The sequence below is a fragment of the Streptomyces bauhiniae genome (genome assembly GCF_004784475.1).
Taxonomy (GTDB): Bacteria; Actinomycetota; Actinomycetes; order Streptomycetales; family Streptomycetaceae; genus Streptomyces; species Streptomyces seoulensis.
In genome coordinates this window covers 703,867-722,023 of sequence record NZ_SRRT01000003.1, presented here as the reverse complement: position 1 = coordinate 722,023, position 18,157 = coordinate 703,867, and the positions used below count along the sequence as shown (strand labels likewise).

The 18,157-nt window shown below is 71.3% G+C and carries 20 protein-coding genes; 11 read left to right on the top strand and 9 right to left on the bottom strand.

Annotated elements, in window-relative coordinates; genetic code table 11:
• Nucleotides 1–49: 49 nt before the first annotated feature.
• Entirely contained in the window at nt 50–907 is an 858-nt protein-coding gene (locus E5083_RS13395; RefSeq protein ID WP_135785867.1) for a helix-turn-helix transcriptional regulator, read from the top strand.
• A complete protein-coding gene (locus E5083_RS13390) occupies nt 904–1,254 on the top strand; it encodes a cytidine deaminase (RefSeq protein ID WP_135785866.1) in 351 nt (116 codons plus the stop codon). Before E5083_RS13395 ends, E5083_RS13390 begins: the two co-directional genes overlap by 4 nt.
• A gap of 95 nt (nt 1,255–1,349) precedes the next feature.
• Here E5083_RS13390 and E5083_RS13385 read toward each other — a convergent pair whose 3' ends face one another.
• Both E5083_RS13385 and E5083_RS13380 read right to left on the bottom strand, forming a co-directional pair.
• Nucleotides 1,350–1,688, bottom strand: coding sequence for a P-II family nitrogen regulator (locus E5083_RS13385; protein ID WP_135785865.1), 339 nt, complete (start codon nt 1,686–1,688; stop codon nt 1,350–1,352).
• Nucleotides 1,685–2,971, bottom strand: coding sequence for an ammonium transporter (locus E5083_RS13380; protein WP_135785864.1), 1,287 nt, complete (start codon nt 2,969–2,971; stop codon nt 1,685–1,687). The genes E5083_RS13385 and E5083_RS13380 overlap by 4 nt, the downstream gene beginning before the upstream one ends.
• Nucleotides 2,972–3,151: 180 nt before the next feature.
• Here E5083_RS13380 and era point away from each other — a divergent pair, with 180 nt between their 5' ends.
• Nucleotides 3,152–4,105 (top strand): GTPase Era, encoded by a 954-nt coding sequence (gene era, locus E5083_RS13375; RefSeq protein ID WP_135785863.1) that lies wholly within the window; start codon nt 3,152–3,154, stop codon nt 4,103–4,105.
• 18 nt (nt 4,106–4,123) lie between these two features.
• On the opposite strand, the gene E5083_RS13370 is transcribed toward era, so the two are convergent.
• Together E5083_RS13370 and E5083_RS13365 are read right to left on the bottom strand one after the other, a co-directional pair.
• Entirely contained in the window at nt 4,124–5,452 is a 1,329-nt protein-coding gene (locus E5083_RS13370) for a GH1 family beta-glucosidase (protein WP_167513530.1), read from the bottom strand.
• Nucleotides 5,453–5,485: 33 nt separating this feature from the next.
• Nucleotides 5,486–6,361, bottom strand: coding sequence for a sigma-70 family RNA polymerase sigma factor (locus E5083_RS13365; protein WP_135785861.1), 876 nt, complete (start codon nt 6,359–6,361; stop codon nt 5,486–5,488).
• Nucleotides 6,362–6,459: 98 nt separating this feature from the next.
• On the opposite strand from E5083_RS13365, the gene E5083_RS13360 reads away from it, so the two are divergent.
• Entirely contained in the window at nt 6,460–7,221 is a 762-nt protein-coding gene (locus E5083_RS13360) for an SDR family oxidoreductase (protein ID WP_135785860.1), read from the top strand.
• Here E5083_RS13360 and E5083_RS13355 read toward each other — a convergent pair.
• Together E5083_RS13355 and E5083_RS13350 are read right to left on the bottom strand one after the other, a co-directional pair.
• On the bottom strand, nt 7,218–7,484 hold the full coding sequence (locus E5083_RS13355) for a protealysin inhibitor emfourin (RefSeq protein ID WP_135785859.1): 267 nt from the start codon (nt 7,482–7,484) through the stop codon (nt 7,218–7,220). The genes E5083_RS13360 and E5083_RS13355 overlap by 4 nt on opposite strands.
• 23 nt (nt 7,485–7,507) lie before the next feature.
• Nucleotides 7,508–8,581 (bottom strand): M4 family metallopeptidase, encoded by a 1,074-nt coding sequence (locus E5083_RS13350; protein ID WP_135785858.1) that lies wholly within the window; start codon nt 8,579–8,581, stop codon nt 7,508–7,510.
• 326 nt (nt 8,582–8,907) lie between these two features.
• Here E5083_RS13350 and leuA point away from each other — a divergent pair, with 326 nt between their 5' ends.
• From leuA to E5083_RS13330, 3 genes are all read left to right on the top strand, one after another.
• A complete protein-coding gene (leuA, locus tag E5083_RS13340) occupies nt 8,908–10,629 on the top strand; it encodes a 2-isopropylmalate synthase (RefSeq protein ID WP_135785857.1) in 1,722 nt (573 codons plus the stop codon).
• A 189-nt stretch (nt 10,630–10,818) separates the two neighbouring features.
• Nucleotides 10,819–11,463 (top strand): TerB family tellurite resistance protein, encoded by a 645-nt coding sequence (locus E5083_RS13335; RefSeq protein WP_135785856.1) that lies wholly within the window; start codon nt 10,819–10,821, stop codon nt 11,461–11,463.
• A 68-nt stretch (nt 11,464–11,531) separates the two neighbouring features.
• Nucleotides 11,532–11,945: a DUF3052 domain-containing protein gene (locus tag E5083_RS13330; RefSeq protein ID WP_135785855.1), complete on the top strand. Its 414-nt coding sequence runs from the start codon at nt 11,532–11,534 to the stop codon at nt 11,943–11,945.
• 13 nt (nt 11,946–11,958) lie between these two features.
• Here the strand turns inward: E5083_RS13330 and E5083_RS13325 are convergent, their stop codons facing one another.
• Complete coding sequence (locus tag E5083_RS13325; protein ID WP_135785854.1) at nt 11,959–12,348, bottom strand: hypothetical protein; 390 nt, start codon at nt 12,346–12,348, stop codon at nt 11,959–11,961.
• Nucleotides 12,349–12,578: 230 nt separating this feature from the next.
• On the opposite strand from E5083_RS13325, the gene E5083_RS13320 reads away from it, so the two are divergent.
• The 3 genes from E5083_RS13320 to E5083_RS13310 all read left to right on the top strand — a co-directional run bounded on the left by E5083_RS13320 (nt 12,579) and on the right by E5083_RS13310 (nt 16,569).
• On the top strand, nt 12,579–14,849 hold the full coding sequence (locus tag E5083_RS13320; RefSeq protein WP_244317489.1) for a tetratricopeptide repeat protein: 2,271 nt from the start codon (nt 12,579–12,581) through the stop codon (nt 14,847–14,849).
• Nucleotides 14,850–14,944: 95 nt separating this feature from the next.
• Nucleotides 14,945–15,496, top strand: a complete 552-nt coding sequence (locus E5083_RS13315; protein WP_135785852.1) for an EF-hand domain-containing protein — start codon at nt 14,945–14,947, stop codon at nt 15,494–15,496.
• 65 nt (nt 15,497–15,561) lie between these two features.
• A complete protein-coding gene (locus E5083_RS13310; protein ID WP_135785851.1) occupies nt 15,562–16,569 on the top strand; it encodes a questin oxidase family protein in 1,008 nt (335 codons plus the stop codon).
• Here E5083_RS13310 and E5083_RS13305 read toward each other — a convergent pair.
• Both E5083_RS13305 and E5083_RS13300 read right to left on the bottom strand, forming a co-directional pair.
• Entirely contained in the window at nt 16,534–16,752 is a 219-nt protein-coding gene (locus E5083_RS13305; protein WP_135785850.1) for a DUF397 domain-containing protein, read from the bottom strand. The two genes, E5083_RS13310 and E5083_RS13305, sit on opposite strands and share 36 nt — an antisense overlap.
• Nucleotides 16,734–17,564, bottom strand: a complete 831-nt coding sequence (locus E5083_RS13300; protein WP_135785849.1) for a helix-turn-helix domain-containing protein — start codon at nt 17,562–17,564, stop codon at nt 16,734–16,736. The genes E5083_RS13305 and E5083_RS13300 overlap by 19 nt, the downstream gene beginning before the upstream one ends.
• Before the next feature lie 334 nt (nt 17,565–17,898).
• On the opposite strand from E5083_RS13300, the gene E5083_RS13290 reads away from it, so the two are divergent.
• Complete coding sequence (locus E5083_RS13290) at nt 17,899–18,114, top strand: hypothetical protein (protein ID WP_135786000.1); 216 nt, start codon at nt 17,899–17,901, stop codon at nt 18,112–18,114.
• Nucleotides 18,115–18,157 lie beyond the last annotated feature (43 nt).

Below are 18,157 nucleotides of genomic sequence, written 5' to 3'. Positions count from 1 at the left end.
CGGCGACGAGGGGGACGGGGACGTGGCTGCGACGGCGAGCGTGACGAGCATGCCGAGAAGTGAACGGCGCACCGAGCTGCGGGAGTTCCTGGTGTCCCGGCGCGCCCGGATCACCCCGCAGGAGGCCGGACTCCCGCTCGGCGGGGCCCGGCGCCGTACGCCGGGGCTGCGCCGGGAGGAGGTCGCGGTGCTGGCCGGGGTGAGCGCCTCCTGGTACCAGTGGCTGGAGCAGGGGCGGGACATCTCCGTCTCCCCGCAGGTGCTCGACGCGGTCTCGCGGGTGCTGCGGCTGAGCGACGCCGAGGTGCGGCATCTGTACCTGCTGGCCGGCCTCAACCCGCCCGCGCCCGAACTCGTCACGGTACGGCGGGACATGTGCGACGGGCTGCGGCGGTTGCTCGACACCTGGATGCCGTATCCGGCGCACATCATGGACCGCTACTACAACTGCGTGATGTACAACGCGGCGGCGACCGCGGTGTTCGGCATGGGGGAGGGCTCCACCCCTCGCAACTGCCTGGTCGACTTCTTCGCCGACCCGCTGTTCCGCAGCCGCACGCTGAGCTGGGAGACCAACGCGCGTACGGTCGTCGCGCAGTTCCGGGCGGCCTGCGCGGCGCACCCCGAGGACGAGGGGTTCCAAGCGGTGCTCGCCGAAGTGAGTTCCGTCAGCCCGGAGTTCAACGCGCTGTGGGCCGAGCGGGACATCGAGGACCAGGGGCAGATCCGCAAGGAGCTGATGCATCCCCGTGCCGGGCTGCTGGCCGTGGAGTCCACCGCCATGCAGGTGCCCGCCCGTCCCGACCTGCTGATCGTGCTCCACACCCCGCTCCCGGAGGCGGACACCGCCGCGAAGCTGGAGTGGCTGGCGAACGAGTCCGACGGGGTTCGTATGCTCGGGGCATGAGCGAGAACGAGCTTGATCCCGAGGACCGCAAGATCGTGACCCTGGCCCGGTCGGTACGAGCACGGAACGGGGTCCCGGAGGGGGCCGCGGTACGCGACTCCACGGGCCGCACCTACGCGGCCGGCACGGTATCCCTCCCCTCGCTCCAGCTCAGCGCCCTGCGCACGGCTGTCGCCATGGCGGTGGCATCCGGAGCGGAGTCTTTGGAGGCGGCGGCGGTCGTCAGCGCGGCGGAGGGTGTCACGGCGGAGGACTTGGCCGCTGTGACCGACCTCGGCGGTGCGGGCACGCCGGTGCTGCTCGCCGGGGCGGACGGCGTTGTCCGGCTGACCGTTTCCGCGGGCTGAGGTACCAGGGGGCTCCGCCCCCTGGACCCCCGTCTCCCACCCGCCCACCCGAAACTCTTGGCTGAAAGGGCGCCCGAAACTGTTCGCTGACGGAGTCAGAGCGCGTCCGGGCCCCTTTCCCCCGTCCTCACCCGTACCACCGTCTCCACCGGCACGGACCACACCTTGCCGTCGCCGATCTTGCCGGTCCTCGCGGCCTGCACGATGGTGTCGATCGCCTGCTCGGCCACCGCGTCCTCCACGACCAGCTCAAGGCGGACCTTGGGGACGAGGTCGACCACGTACTCCGCGCCCCGGTAGACCTCGGTGTGGCCGCGTTGGCGGCCGTAGCCGCTGGCTTCGGTGACGGTGAGGCCGTCGATGCCCAGGTCGCGGAGGGCGGACTTCACCTCGTCCAGGCGGTACGGCTTCACTACGGCGGTGATGAGCTTCATGCGGGGCTCTCGGCTTTCCGGACAGGGGCGCCATGGCCCAGGACCCCGTGATCGTAGGCCGTCTCGGCGTGCACCGTAAGGTCGAGGCCGGTGCGCTCCTCGTCCTCGCTCGCGCGCAGGCCCAGCGTGCGGTCCAGCACCTTGCCGAGCCCGTACGTCACCGCGAAGGCGTACCCGGCGACCGCGAGGACCGCGACGAGCTGGCGGCCCAGCAGGGCGAGCCCGCCGCCGTACAGCAGGCCCTCCGGGCCGCCGGTCATGGCCTTGTCCGCGAACAGGCCGATCAGCAGGGTGCCGATCACCCCGCCGACGAGGTGGACGCCGACGACGTCCAGGGAGTCGTCGTAGTTGAGCTTGAATTTCCAGCTCACCGCGTACGAGCAGACGACACCCGCGGCCAGACCGACCGCCAGCGCGCCCAGCAGGGAGACCGTCCCGCAGGACGGGGTGATGGCGACCAGCCCAGCGACCGCGCCGGAGGCCGCGCCCAGGGTGGTGGGATGGCCGTCCCGCTTCTGCTCGACCAGGAGCCAGCCCAGCAGACCGGTGCAGCCCGCGGCCAGGGTGTTGAGGAAGGCGGCCGCGGCGAGCCCGTTCGCGCCGAGCGCGGACCCCGCGTTGAAGCCGAACCAGCCGAACCACAGCAGCCCGGCACCGAGCATCACCATGGGGAGGCTGTGCGGCCGCATGGCGTCGCGCCGGAAGCCCAGCCGGGGTCCGACGACCAGGCACAGCGCCAGCCCCGACGCCCCGGACGTGATCTCCACCGGCAGGCCGCCCGCGAAGTCCAGCGCCCCCAGCTTCGCGCCGATCCACCCGCCCGGCCCCCACACCCAGTGCGTGACCGGAACGTATACGAGCAGCGTCCACACCGGCACCAGCACCAGCCACGCCCCGAACCGGGTCCGGTCCGCGACCGCCCCGCTGATCAGGGCGGCCGTAATGATCGCGAAGGTGAGCTGGAAGGTGGCGAAGAGGAGCGTGGGGACCGTGCCGTGCAGACTGGCCGGGCCCACCCCGGCCATCCCCGCGTTCTCCAGCCCGCCCAGCAGACCGCCGCCGAGGTCACCGGTGAAGGCGAGGGAGTAGCCGGCCGCCAGCCACACCACGGTGACCAGGGCGATGGACACGAAGCTCATCATCAGCATGTTGAGGACGCTCTTCGCGCGGACCATGCCGCCGTAGAACAGGGCCAGGCCCGGTGTCATCAGCAGCACCAGGGCGGTGGCGGCGAGCAGCCAGGCGGTGTCACCGGTGTCCGCGTGCGCGGCGGCGAGGGTCACGGGCGTCTCCAGTGATCCGGGGGAGCGGGCTCGTCAGAGGGTCACGGGTGCGCGTTTCCGGCCGCCTACAGGGGCGTTTCCAGGGTGTTTCGGCCCCTCCCGGCGCTCTGAGAGGCCGGTCGCAGGCGTGTGGCGGACGCCCGTGCGGCACGGGCTCGCGGATCAGGGAGAATGGTCGGCATGAGCGTTCGTACCCAGTCATCCGAGCGGTCGGGCGAGAATGCCCACCGCGCAGGCTTCGCGTGCTTCGTGGGCCGTCCCAACGCGGGCAAGTCCACCCTCACGAACGCTCTGGTCGGGCAGAAGGTGGCCATCACCGCCGACCAGCCGCAGACCACCCGGCACACCGTGCGCGGCATCGTGCACCGGGAGGACGCCCAGTTGATCCTGGTCGACACCCCCGGCCTCCACAAGCCGCGCACCCTGCTCGGCGAGCGGCTCAACGACGTGGTGCGCACCACCTGGGCCGAGGTCGACGTGATCGGCTTCTGCCTCCCGGCGAACGAGAAGATCGGCCCCGGCGACCGCTTCATCGCCAAGGAGCTGGCCGGGATCAAGAAGACCCCCAAGGTCGCCATCGTCACCAAGACCGACCTGGTCGACTCCAAGACCCTCGCCGAGCAGCTCATCGCCATCGACCAGCTCGGCAAGGAGCTGGGCTTCGAGTGGGCCGAGATCGTGCCGGTCTCCGCGACCGCCGGCAAGCAGGTGGGCCTGCTGGCCGACCTGATCGTGCCGCTGCTCCCCGAGGGCCCCGCGCTCTACCCCGAGGGCGACCTCACCGACGAGCCCGAGCAGGTCATGATCGCGGAGCTGATCCGCGAGGCCGCGCTGGAGGGCGTGCGCGACGAGCTGCCGCACTCCATCGCCGTCGTCGTGGAGGAGATGCTCCCGCGCGAGGACCGCCCGGCCGACCGCCCCCTGCTCGACATCCACGCCAACGTCTACATCGAGCGGCCCAGCCAGAAGGGGATCATCATCGGCCCCAAGGGCAAGCGGCTGAAGGACGTGGGCATCAAGTCCCGCAAGCAGATCGAGGCCCTGCTCGGCACGCCCGTCTTCCTCGACCTGCACGTGAAGGTCGCCAAGGACTGGCAACGCGACCCCAAGCAGCTCCGCAAGCTCGGCTTCTGAGCCCCGCCTGCTGACCGTTCAGCCCCGCTGCGCCCGCAGCAGGTCCCGGTACCAGTGGTACGACGCCTTCGGGGTGCGCCGCAGCGTGGCGAAGTCCACGTCCACCAGGCCGAAGCGGCGGGCGTAGCCCTCGGCCCACTCGAAGTTGTCCAGCAGGGACCACACGAAGTAGCCGCGCAGGTCGACCCCTTCGGCGAGCGCGGCGTGCACCGCGCGGACATGGCCGTCCAGGTAGGCGATGCGGTCCTGATCGTCCAGCCCCTCGTACGAGCAGCCGTTCTCGGTGATGACGAGGGGCGGGAGCCGGTCGCCGTAGCGGTCGCGGAGCCCGGTCAGCAGGCCGGTCAGCGCCTCGGGGACGACCGGCCAGCCGAAGTCGGTCACCGGGACGCCCTCGAACTCCCGCAGTGAGAAGGGGAGTTCGGCGGGCAGCGCCACTCCGCCGAACTCGGTGGGCTTCTCCTGCGGGGCGCCCACGCGCGCCGGGGCGTAGTAGTTGATCCCGTACCAGTCCAGCGGCTCCGCGATGATCCGCAGGTCGTCCTCGGCGCCCTCGGGCATCAACGCGGCCGTGCCGTCCGGGAATTGGCCCAGCAGGACGGGTTCGGCGAAGAGGCGGTTGAGGAGCAGGTCGTAGAAGACGGCCGCCTCCACGTCCGCCGGGTCGGCGGAGGCGGGCTCCACGGGGGAGTGGGAGTTGGCGATGCCGATGTTCGTCACCCCGGCCGCGCGCAGCGCCCGTACCGCCAGGCCGTGCGCGAGGAGCTGGTGGTGGGCGGCCGGGAGCGCGTCGAACAGCAGGGCCTTGCCGGGGGCGTGGGTGCCCAGCGCGTGGCCCAACAGGGTGTGTTCGGCGGGCTCGTTGAGGGTGATCCAGCGCGGTACGCGGTCCCCGAGGCGGTCCGCGACACCGGAGACGTGGTCCGCGAACCGGTACGCGGTGTCCCGGTCCAGCCAGTCGAGCCCGGCCGGCAGATCCCAGTGGAACAGCGTCGGCACCGGCTGGACCCCGGCCTCGCACAGCGCGTCCACCAGCCGGTCGTAGAAGTCGAGCCCGCCGGGGGAGTTCACACGCGGCCAGGAGACCGAGAAGCGGTACGCGTCCACGCCGAGGCCGGCCAGCAGGGCCACGTCCTCCGGGTAGCGGTGGTAGTGGTCGCAGGCCACGGCGGCGGTGGAGCCGTCCTTCACCCGGCCGGGCTCGGCGGTGAACACGTCCCAGACGGAGGGTTCGCGCAGGTCGGCGGCGCCCTCGATCTGGTGCGCGGAGGTCGACACCCCCCACAGGAATCCGTCGGGGAAGCGGGGGAGAGGGCCGTGCGCGTCCGTCACCATGGGCCGGATCATCCGCATCCGGCCCCCGCCGCGTCAACGCCCGCGTCAGTCCTCCAACGGCGCGATCTCCAGTGCGGCCAGCCGCTCCCGGTCCGCGACGACCTCGATCCCGGTGATCCGGCCGTCCGCCGCGAAGGTGAAGGCGAGGACCAGGGCCAGGCGCCCGTGCGGGGCCATGACCAGACCCAGCGAGCCGTCCAGCAGGGCGGGACCGGTGAACCGGGCCCGGCCGGTGGCCGCCATCGCGCCCCGCGCGACCGTGTCGGCACCCCGAGCGGTGATCGGCTCCGGGGTCGGCACCACGAACCGGTCGGCGTGCAGCACCACGTCCGGGTGGAGCAGCCCCACCAGCGCGCCGAAGTCCCCGCCCCGCGTGGCCGCGAGGAACGCCTCCACCGCACGGCGCCGCCGCACCGGATCACCCTCCGGCGGCGGGCCGTCGCCCTTGACCCGGCGCCGCGCCCGGCTCGCCAACTGCCGTACGGCGGCCGGGGAACGCTCCAGCAGTGGGGCCAGGTCGTCGAACGGCACCGCGAACAGGTCGTGCAGCACGAACGCCAGCCGCTCCGCCGGGGCGAGCCGGTCCAGCACCACCAGCAGGGCCACCCCGACCGAGTCGGCGAGCACTGCCTCGTCCTCGGGGGCACCGTGGGCGACCGGATCGGCGGGCCGGGACTCCAGCGGGTCCTCGCGCCGGCGGTCACGGGCGCGCAGCAGGTTCAGGCACACCCGCCCGAGGATGGTCGTCAGCCACCCGGCGACGTTCTCCACCCCGTCGGCGCCCGCCCGGTCGGCCCGCAGCCAGGTCTCCTGCACGGCGTCGTCGGCCTCGCTCAGCGACCCCAGCATCCGGTACGCCACCGCGCGCAGCCGCGCCCGGTGCTCCTCGAAGAGTTCCGCCGACCAAGTGCCGTCGCCCACCTGTCACATTCCCTCCGCGCGGGGTGTCACCGAAGTAGAACACCCGCCGAAGGGGCCCGGACGCAAGCTTTCCGGTTCCCGCGAAACTGGGAGCAGTCATGACCTCCAGCACCTCAGCCGTTCTGGTCACCGGTGGCACCGGCACGCTCGGCCGCCAAGTCGTCCCCCTGTTGCGGGAGGCGGGCCGCGAGGTACGCGTCCTCAGCCGCACGGGCGGGGACGGCCCGGACCACGTGCGCGTCGACCTCCTCACCGGCACCGGACTCGACACCGCCCTGGACGGCATCGGCACCGTGCTCCACCTCGCGGGCGGCCCCAAGGGCGACGACACCGCCACCGCGAACCTGGTCCGCGCTGCACAGGCAGCCCGGGTCCGGCACCTGGTGTACATCTCCGTCATCGGCGCCGACCGGGTCGCGCTCGCCTGGCTCAGGTCGAAGCTGGCCGCCGAGCAGGCCGTCGCCGGCTCCGGAATCCCGTGGACCACGCTGCGGGCGGCCCAGTTCCACGAACTCACCCTGAAAATGGTCGAGTCGATGGCCAGGCTGCCCGTCTTCCCCGTACCGGGCGGCCTGCACCTCCAGCCGGTCGACTCCCGCGACGTGGCCGCCCGCCTGGCCGACCTCACCCTCGGCGCCCCCGCCGGACTCGTCCCCGACCTCGCCGGACCCCGGGTGTACGGCCTCGGCGAGCTGGGCCGGAGCTACCTCCACACCCGTGGCAAGCGGCGCCCGATGCTGCCGGTCCGCATCCCCGGCAAGGCCGGCCGTGCCTACCGCGCGGGCGACAACCTGACCCTCACCGGCGCGGACACCGGCAAGCGCACCTGGGAGGAGTTCCTGGACGAACAGTCCGCCTAAGCACCTTCCTTCAATACCCGCGACACCAACTCCCGCTGCGCCTCGGTCAGCCGGGGGTCGGCCGCGTGGACGGTGTGGCCGTCCACCGTGATCTCGTAGTGGAAGCCGTCCGGGACACCCGGTACCGGGGTGCCCGGCGCGGCGGCCACGGCCTGGTCGGCCAGGGTGCGCCACTCCGCCGCGTCGGGGCGCCCGGAGGTGTCCACCTCCGCCTGCCGCTCGATGCCCGCGAAGCCGCCCGTACGCCGTACTTGGATACGCATGGCCCCAGTGTCCGGCACGGCGGCTACAGCGTCTCCACCCCCACTTCCTCCCACGCCTTCTCCACCGCCTGGAGTTCCGCGCCCGCGCCGAACCGCTCGCGGGCGGCCTTCACGGTCAGCGTGGCGAAGTCCGCGAACTGGGCGTCCTCCTTGAGGTCACCGCCGGTCAGCACGTCGTACCAGATCTGGCCGGTCTTCTCCCAGGCGTAGCCGCCGATCGCGGTGGCCGCGATGTAGAAGGCGTGGTTCGGGATGCCGGAGTTGATGTGGACGCCGCCGTTGTCCCGGCCGGTGTGCACGTAGTGCTGCATGTCGGCGGGCTGGGGGTCCTTGCCGAGCACGTCGTCGTCGTAGGCGGTGCCCGGTGCCTTCATCGAGCGCAGGGCCTGGCCCTGGACGCGCGGGGCGAGCAGGCCGGCGCCGATCAGCCAGTCCGCGTCGGCGGCGGTCTGACGGAGCGTGTACTGCTTGATCAGCGAGCCGAACACGTCGGACAGCGACTCGTTGAGCGCGCCGGACTGGCCGAAGTAGGCGAGGTTGGCGGTGTACTGCGTGACGCCGTGGGTGAGTTCGTGCCCGATGACGTCGACCGGGATGGTGAAGTCGAGGAAGATTTCGCCGTCCCCGTCGCCGAACACCATCTGCTCGCCGTTCCAGAACGCGTTGTCGTAGTCCTTGTCGAAGTGGACCGTGGCGTTGAGCGGGAGGCCCTGGCCGTCGATGGAGTGGCGGCCGTACACCTTCAGATACAGCTCGAAGGTGGCGCCCAGGCCCGCGTAGGCCCGGTTGACCGTGGCGTCGGAGCCCGGTTCGGAGCCCTCGGCGCGGACCTTCTTGCCGGGGAGGTCCTGTTTGTGCCCGGCGTCGAAGATCGTGCGGTCCGGCTGGTCGCCGTCGGCGGGCGCGGCGGCAGCGGCGGCGGCCTGGCCGCCGATCACGGTGGTCAGCCGGCGCCGGGTGCGCTCCAGCGCGTCCCGCTCCAGGGAGCGGCGGGCCGGGCCGGACAGCGCCGGGTCGGCGTCGCGCGCGAGCTTGTCGAGGAGGTGCGGCGGCACGATCGTGCAGAAGACGGGCTCATGGCCCCCGTTGGTCGTCATGCCAATAAATGGTCGCACCGGGCGATGTCAAAGTCACTAGCTGTAACCGTGATGGATGAAATACCGTGATATCTCTCGTCACTCCCCGTCACTGAGTGGTATGAACCCTCAACAGGGACCCGCGTCACCCGTCCCGGTTCCGCATGCTGATACGCCCCCGCGAGCCCGGCGGGCCTCGGCTAGGCTGCACAGCATCATGCGTTTCGGGCTGCTTCTCCTTAGCTGCCGCGGCGAGGGCCTGTAAGCAAGGCCGACTCCCTCCCCGCGGTGCTATTGGCGTTGCGTCGTCGGCCGTCCCAAGGACTTTCCGAGGAGCCCACGCGATCATGGCGAACCGCCAGCAGCCCAGCCCCATGCCCTTCCAGCGCTACGGCCAGTACGAGCAGGTCGACATCCCCGACCGCACCTGGCCCGGCAAGCGCGTCACCGCGGCCCCCCGCTGGCTCTCCACCGACCTGCGCGACGGCAACCAGGCGCTGATCGACCCGATGTCGCCCGAGCGCAAGCGCCGGATGTTCGACCAGCTCGTCAAGATGGGCTACAAGGAGATCGAGGTCGGCTTCCCCGCCTCCGGCCAGACCGACTTCGACTTCGTACGCTCGATCATCGAGGAAGAGGGCGCGATCCCCGAGGACGTGACGATCTCCGTCCTCACCCAGGCCCGCGAGGACCTGATCGAGCGCACCGTGGAGTCCCTGAAGGGTGCCCGCCGCGCCACCGTCCACCTGTACAACGCCACCGCGCCCGTCTTCCGCCGGGTGGTCTTCCGGGGCTCCAAGGAGGACATCAAGCAGATCGCCGTCGACGGCACGCGTCTGGTCGTGGAGTACGCGGAGAAGCTGCTGGGCCCCGAGACCGAGTTCGGGTACCAGTACAGCCCGGAGATCTTCACCGACACCGAGCTGGACTTCGCGCTGGAGGTCTGCGAGGCGGTGATGGACGTCTACCAGCCCGGTCCCGGCCGCGAGATCATCCTCAACCTGCCCGCCACCGTGGAGCGTTCGACCCCGTCCACGCACGCCGACCGGTTCGAGTGGATGCACCGCAACCTCTCCCGCCGCGAGCACGTCGTCCTGTCCGTGCACCCTCACAACGACCGGGGCACCGCCGTGGCCGCCGCCGAGCTGGCGCTGATGGCCGGCGCCGACCGCGTCGAGGGCTGTCTGTTCGGGCAGGGCGAGCGCACCGGCAACGTCGACCTGGTCACCCTGGGCATGAACCTGTTCTCGCAGGGCGTCGACCCGCAGATCGACTTCTCCGACATCGACGAGATCCGTCGCACGTGGGAGTACTGCAACCAGATGGAGGTCCACCCGCGCCATCCTTACGTGGGCGACCTGGTCTACACGTCCTTCTCCGGCTCCCACCAGGACGCCATCAAGAAGGGCTTCGACGCGATGGAGGCCGACGCGGCCGCGCGGGGTGTCGGCGTGGGCGAGCTGGAGTGGGCGGTGCCGTACCTGCCCATCGACCCCAAGGACGTCGGCCGCTCCTACGAGGCCGTGATCCGGGTCAACTCGCAGTCCGGCAAGGGCGGTGTGTCGTACGTCCTGAAGAACGACCACAAGCTGGAACTGCCGCGCCGGATGCAGATCGAGTTCTCGAAGATCATCCAGGCCAAGACGGACGCCGAGGGCGGCGAGATCACCCCGCGCGACATCTGGGCCGCCTTCCAGGACGAGTACCTGCCGAACCCCGACAACCCGTGGGGCCGTATCCAGGTCCGTACCGGCCAGTCGACCACCGACACGGACGGCGTGGACACGCTGACCGTGGAGGCGACGGTGGACGGCGTGGACACCGTGCTGACCGGTACCGGCAACGGCCCGATCTCGGCGTTCTTCGACGCGCTGCAGTCGGTCGGCGTGGACGTACGCCTGCTGGACTACCAGGAGCACACGATGAGCGAGGGCGCGTCCGCGCAGGCCGCCTCCTACATCGAGTGCGCGGTCGGCGACAAGGTGCTGTGGGGCATCGGCATCGACGCGAACACGACACGTGCGTCGCTGAAGGCGGTCGTCTCCGCGGTGAACCGCGCGACCCGCTGACCCCGCCCCACCCCGCGCTTCGGTGCCCCGGCCGCTCAACCAGGCGGCCGGGGCACCGTCGTCTTCCGGCCAGGGAACGCCGCAGGTCACGGACCGGTCTCGTCCGGAGGGCTGACTCGGGCTCCGTGATGTGGCTAACATCACGCCAGCGCGGCGACGGGGCCGCGTGGTGACGTGCGGAGGTGCGACGTGCTGCCAGTACGGGGACGAGACGGCCGAGCCACCGGGTTCGTGCGCCACATCCTGGGCTCCCGCACCGCCTGGACGCCCCAGGGCGACGGGGAGTTCTTCTGCCCCGGCTGCGGCGGCGACCGCAACTACCAGCGCCTCACCGGCCGCACCCGTCTCACCGTGCTCGGGGTGCCGGTGCTGGCGCGCGGGACGACCGGGCCGGTCGTGGAGTGCGCCTCCTGTCTGCACCGCTTCGGCGTCGAAACGCTCGACCACCCCACCACCCGCCGCCTCTCCGTCCTGCTCCGCGAAGCCGTCCACGCGGTGGCCGTCTCCGTACTGGTCGCCGGGGGCACCGGCTCGCGGGCCGCGCTGGACGCGGCGGCCGAGACGGTCCGCGCGGCGGGCTGCGAGGAGGACGCGGCGGAACGTCTCGCCATGACCCTCGACGGCGGCGACCCCCGCACCCCCCTGACCGCCCTCGCCCCCCACCTGGCCGCGCCGGGCCGCGAGTCCCTCCTCCTGGACGCCGCCCTCATCGCCCTCGCCGACGGCCCCTACACCCCCGCGGAACACACCGCCCTCACCACGGCCGGCGAGGCCCTCCTGCTCCCCGCCGAGGTGGTCGAACGGGTCCTGACGGCGGCCCGCATGCCCTCCTGACCAGGAGGAGCGTGACGCGGGAGCCCCTGCGGCGTTGAGCATCGCGGTCTCTTAACTGGAGGACGACGATGACCACTGTCGAGCAGACCCTCGCGGACCGGCTGGGGCTCACGGCCGGCCAGGTCGTACGGGAGCTGGGCTGGGACGAGGACAGCGACGACCGTCTGCGCGCGGCCGTGGAGGAGTGGACCGGCAACGGCCTGGTCGAGCAGGACGACGAGGAGGCCGCCGACCTCGCGCTGCTCTGGTGGCGCGAGCAGGACGGCGACCTCGTCGACGGCCTCATGGACGCCCTGCACGGCCTCACCCCCGACGCCTTCATCTGGCTCCTCACCCCCCGAACCGGCCTCAACGGCCACGTGGAGCCCGCCGACATCGCCCAGAGCGCCGCCTCCACCGGCCTCGACAGACACCCCCCGGTAAACCTGACCCCAGACTGGACCGGCACCCGCCTCGACCAGCGCCGGGCGCCCGCGGCCTAATTCCTCGGCGGGCCTACCGTTCGCTGCCCTCGCCCAGGGCGCTGTCGGTGATGTCGCCGCCGGTGGCGATGGCGTCGCGGGAGGCGTGTACGTCGTCGTGGGGGCGGCGGGCGGGGGTGGGCGGGGTGTGGGGGCCGGTGACCTTGGAGTTGGTGCCCAGGGCGGAGCCGGTGATGTTGCCTCCGGCGGCGACGGCGCCCCGTCCGGCGCGGACCCGGCGTCCGGGCGCCGTCCCGCCGAGTGCGAGGACCGAGACCACCAGCGCGGCCAGCGCCACGACCGCGCCCACGACGCTCGCGGCCTGACCGGCAGTGTCCAGGTCGGCCAGTACGGCGACGAGGACCAGCCCGAGGGTGGCCGCGCCGGCCACCACGGCGGTCACCCATGTCCATATCCGCGCCATCAGATGCCCCCGTCCTCGGTCGACAGGAACATGTTCACGCAGCCAGGTCGGCGGCGCTACGTTTTACAGGCTGTATGTGGGGTGCAGGACAGGGGAGTTCGGGGCGGACGGGGGAGTGGCGTGGGCGGGACGGAGCACACCGGCGGTCCGCGATGACGCCCCCTGGGCGGCAGTGGGGGCGCCGCGACGGGTCACGTGCCGAGCCGGGGCCGACGGCCGCTCCCGGCCACGTGAGCGTCGGTCGCGGGGGCGTCGGCGCCGGGGGCAGCATCGAGGGGAGCGCGCTCGGGGAGAACAGCCGGGTCGCCAACATCCACTTCCACGAGGCCCCGGCCGGCCCGGCGGCGGCCGTGGCGTGGCCGGTGGAGATCGGGCCCGTACCGGCCCTGGCGTCCGCCTTCCAGCCCCGGCGTGAGCTGCGCGAGCGGGTGGAGGGGGCGCGGGCGAAGGGCGGGACGGTCGTCCTGACCCAGGTCCTCTCCGGCGGCGGGGGTGTCGGCAAGACCCAACTCGCCGCCGCCTGCGCCTCCGAGGCCGTGGCCGAGGGGTACGACCTCGTGGTGTGGGCGGCCGCGACGGAGGCCCAGCAGGTCATCACGCAGTACGCGCAGGCCGCCGCCCGGCTGGGCATCGCGGGCGGTGACCCCGAGGCGGACGCCCGCCTGTTCCTGGAGTGGCTGGCGACCACCTCCCGCCGCTGGCTGGTGGTGCTGGACGACGTGACCGACCCGGCCGTCCTCACCTCGTGGTGGCCCGCGAGCCGTACGGGGTCGGGCTGGGTGCTCGCTACAACCCGGCTGAAGGACGCGCGGATGACGGGCGGCGGCCGGACCCGGATCGACATCGACGTGTACACCCCGGAGGAGGCGCACGCGTTCATGGAGGCGCGGTTGGCGGGCGAGGGCATGGGCCATCTGCTGGACGCCCACGCCGCCGAACTCGCCTCCGCGCTCGGTCACTTACCCCTCGCCCTGAGCCACGCCACGGCGTACATGATCAACGAGGAACTGACCTGTACGGCGTACCTCGCCCTGTTCACGGACCACCGCACATCCCTGGAGCAGGCCCTCCCCGAGTCGGCCGACACCGAGGGCTACGGCCGCCAGATCACCACGACCCTCCTGCTGTCCCTGGAGGCCGCCCGGGCGGCGGACACAACGGGCTTCGCCACGACGGCACTTCGCCTGGTGGCCCTCCTGGACCCGGCCGGCCACCCCCACGCCCTCTGGTCGGCCCCGGCCTTGCTCAACTGCCTCGCCCCCGAGGGAGCTTCTCCGGCCCAGGCCCACAAGACCCTCCGCCTCCTCCACCGCTATGCCTTGATCACCTGCGACACCCGATCGGAACCGCGCGCGGTCCGCATCCACGCATTGACGGCACGGGCGGTACGGGAGGGGATTCCCCAGGCGCGGCTACCGGCGCTGGTCACCGCGGCGGCGGACGCCCTCATGGAGATCTGGCCCAACCCGGATGAGTTCCATCCCGACTTCGCCGCCACCCTGCGCGCCAACACGGACGCCCTCGCCGCCCACGCGTCCGACTGCCTCTGGGACTCCCAGGCCCATCCGGTTCTCGGCCGCGCCGGTGACAGTCTCAGCAACGCGGGGCTGGTAGCGCCCGCGCTCGCCTACTGGCAGAGACTGGCCGCTGAGTGTGAGCGGCGGCTGGGCCATGAGCACCTTCAGACCCTGACAGTTCGAAGCTCTCTGGCCTCTGCCTGCGCGAACGCCTGGCGGGTCCAGGAGGCGGTCGGCCTTCAGGAGCGGGTGCTCGCCGATTGCCAACGGCTGGTGGGAGACATGCACCCTCTCACCCTCGGTGTCCGGAACAACCTCGCGATCTCATACGGCAAGACGGGCCGCGCCGAAGAAGTTGTCGGCCTGTTCGAGCGGCTGGTGACCGATTGTGAGCGACAGTTCGGGGAAGAGCACGTCCACACCCTGACGGCTCGACACAACTTGGCTACGTCCTATCGAGAAGCGGGGCGGGCCTGGGAGGCCGTGAGTCTTCAGAGGCGTGTGATTGCCGACAGCGAGCGGCTGCTGGGGGCCGAGCATCCCGACACCATGGACGCACGCCACAACCTCGTCCATTGCTACTGGCAGGCCGGCCTTGTGGAGGAGGCCGCCAAGTTGCTCGCACACGTGAGCAGCGACTGCGAGCGGCTGCTGGGAGGCGAGCATCCCCAAAGTCTCAGCGTTCGTACCAACGTTGCTTATTACTGCTGGCAGATCGGGCTCGTGGAGGAGGCCGCCGAGCTGCTTGAGCAGGTCGTTGCCGACAGGGAGCGGCGGATGGGCCCCGACCACCCCGAGACCTTGACGGCCCGCGCCAATATCGCCGTGGCCTACTGGAGGGCCGGGCGGAGGGCAGAAGCCGTCACGCTCCTGCGGCGGGCGGTGGCCGATCTCGACCGGGTGCTGGGCAGCGGGCACTCGGACACCGTGGGCGCCCGCAGCACCCTGGCGCGCTACGAACGCGAACTCCCCGGTGATCACTGAATCGGGTGGCATATGCGGACTTTGCTATGCCTAAGGGGTGTTTCGCCCGCATGCTGGAGGTGCCATCAGGGCGAGATCATGGAGGACTTGGAAGCATGACCACCACCGCGCAGGACGTCATCTCCGTCAAGCTTGAGCGCTCGTTCGACGCTCTCGACACCAACGCCGACGGATACCTGGACTGGTCGGACTACCAGCGGCTCGGCGACCGGTACATCCACGCGTACCAGCTCGACAAGGACGACCGGCGGGCCAGGGCGATCCAGACGTTCTGCCAGATCTACTGGCTGGAACTGCTGCGGCACGCGGGGGTCGACGGCGACCGGCTCACGAAGGAGCAGTTCGTCACCGCCAACCGCCTCGCCGTCATCGACACCAGCCGGCTCAACGTGACGGAGGGCGGCGGCCACGCCATCTTCGACATCCTCGACGTGGACGGGGACAACGAGATCAACAAGGCCGAGTTCGAGCGCTTCCTGCGGGACGTTTGGGGGAGCCAGGCGCCTGAAGCGATGGAGTCGTTCACCATGCTGGACACGGACGGGGACGGCGCGATCTCCCGCCAGGAGTTCATCCGCGCCATCCGTGAGCACTACCTGTCGAACGACCCCGACGCGCCGGGCAGCCTGTTCTTCGGGAGGGCCTGACCTAGGTCCCGGCCTAGGACTTCCGCCCGTTACGCCACCCCCGCACCCCGTTCTACCGTCCCGGTATGGATGAGACCGGGGTGCTGGACGAGGCGTGGGAGCGGCTGCACGGGGCGGGGCCGGAGCGGATGGGCCGGCTCACCAACCACGCGCCCATGGCCGTGGAAGCACTGGTCGCGAGGGGGCAAGGGGCGGGCGTGCACCGGTGGGTGGGCCGGTACGCCCGGAAGCTGGAGGAGTTCCCGGCCGGGGTGGAGCGGGTGACCGACGCCAACTGGGCGTCCGCGCTGGGGGATGCGCGGCGGGTCGCCGACTGGGTCGGGTACTTCCAGGGGGAGGTGGGGGAGCGGGGGTGGCGTGAGGTACTGGCGGAGTGGTGGCCCAGGCTGCTGCCCGGCATGTACGGGGGGTCCACGCATCCGGTGATCCGGGTGGGGCACGCGGTGCGGACACTGCTGGCGGGGGAGACCGGGCCACGGCTGAACGAGCTTGCGCACGGGCTGGGTTACTGGGCCGCTCGGCACCGGCCCGTCACCGGGCTCACCCCGCTGCCCGGTGCGTCCAGCGCCGCCGCCGCGCTGGAGGCGGTACGGCCCATCGCGGTACGGGACGGCGGCTTTCCCGCGCGCTTGGATCGCGTCACCGGTCTGCCCGTCTGGGCGGCGGGGGTGACCGACCCGGCTGAGGCCCATCGCCACCTCACCGAACTCGTCCGGGCCGCCACCCACCGCTACGCGACCCACGCCCACGGCGAGCCCACGATGCTGGTGCACGCGGCGACGGCCCCCAACGCGGTGCTCCGCACCCTGCCCGCGCTCCCGAGAGACCTGTGGGTCCCGAGCATGCGCGCCGCGTGGACGGCGTCGGCGGCGGTCACAGCGATGTACGCCCCCGCCGAGCCGGCCCCTTACGCCCTGCCGGGCCCCCTCGCCCCCGAGGAACTCTCCGAGCGAGCCCTGGCCCACGGCGACGAACACGTCATCAAACTGACGGACACGGCACTGGACGTGGGCGACGAGGGTGCGTTGGCGGCGGCGCTAAGGGCGATCGAACTGAGCGAGCCCTTGGCTTGAGCGTCGAAGGAAGTCGGCCCAGGCGGAGGGGCTGAGACGGATTACGGGGCTGTCCTTGAGCTTGCTGTCCCGTACGGGGACAGTGCCGGGGACTCCGGTAGCGACCTCGACGCAGTTGCCGCCGTCGCCGTTGCTGTAGCTGCTCTTGTGCCAGCGGGCGTTGGTCAGGTCGAACTCGCGCATCGTCTGTGGTCCTCAGCCGCCGATTCGATCAGGTCCAGGGACATCTCCGGCGACAGCGCAGCGCCCCTGAGCAGATCGTATGCGCCCTGTGCCCTCTTCACCACGGCCGGGTCGTCGACCAAGGTCCCCGAAAACGAGGTCTCTGTATAGGCGACGGGCGGCGCGTCGTTGAACTCCATGAGCCGCAACGAGCCGTTGTTGGCGGGGGCACCTGCCTCGAACGGGAAGACCTGCAACAGCACCCTCCGCTGCCGGGACAGCTCTGCCAAGTGGTCCAGCGCCTCCGCGGCGACCGTTGCCCCACCGACGGCGGTGCGCAGCGCACCCTCGTGGACGATCGCCCAATACCTCGGGCGTGCTGCGTCCTTGAGGATGGCTGAGCGCTCCACTCGGGCGGTCACTCTCTCGGCGATGAACTCGTCGGCGGCAAAGGGATGCGTCGCCAGGATCAGGGCGCGTGCGTAACCGGGCGTCTGGAGAAGCCCCGGCACGACGGTCGGCTCGAACTCGCAGATCGTTGTCGCCAACTGCTCCAGGTCGACAACGCCCGCGAAGTAATCCGCATACCTGGGGTCATCGATCAGCTTTCTGCACAGCCGCTCGAAAATACCGTCGGTTTGCAGCACCTGGTCGATCCGCTGGGCCACATCCAACTGCGGCTTCCTGATCGCCTGCTCGAACTGGCCGATGTACCCGCCGGAGACGAAAACCTTCGCCCCCAACTCCGTTTGAGTGAGTCCCGCCTCCTCGCGGCGACGCTTCAGCTCCGTGCCGAAGAACTCCCAGACCGCCTGACGTGAACCGTTGGCCACTGCCAACCCCCTTGTGCTGCCACGCGCTTGTAGGGCTCAGCCCCCTTCCGAGTCTAGTTGTGGAGCGTCACCGTGAGGACACGAAGCGTGAAGAACGTGACGGAAGGGAAGTGATGCGGACAGTGAACACACAGGATTCAGCGGACCGGGTCGAGGAAGCGGAGCGAACCCTCGAGGAATTGCGGACCGCATTGGAGAAGGTCGGGATCAAGTTGCCTTCGCTCGGGCTCGATCCCATCTCGTTGGCCTGCGAGGCCCCGATCCCTTTGGTGGAGCTGGGGCGGTGCTCGGTGCAGACGGCCGCGCAGCTCGTAGCGGCGCTGCGATGAACGCGGTGCGACCGCCGCTGGGCTCGTACGCCTTGGACACGGGGACGAACAGAGTGGGGGTGGTCATGGGACACCAGGGACCGTATGTGCAGCTCAGACCGCTCGGTGGCGGCCGGGAGTGGGACGTACCGCCGGACCGCGTGCGGGAGGCGACGCCCGCGGAGCGGATCAGCGCGGCGACGGCGTACGCGAATGCCCGCAGCAGAGGCGAGGTGCCCTGAGGGCCGCGACGGAAAGCGGCCTCCACCGGACCGGAGTCCGGGG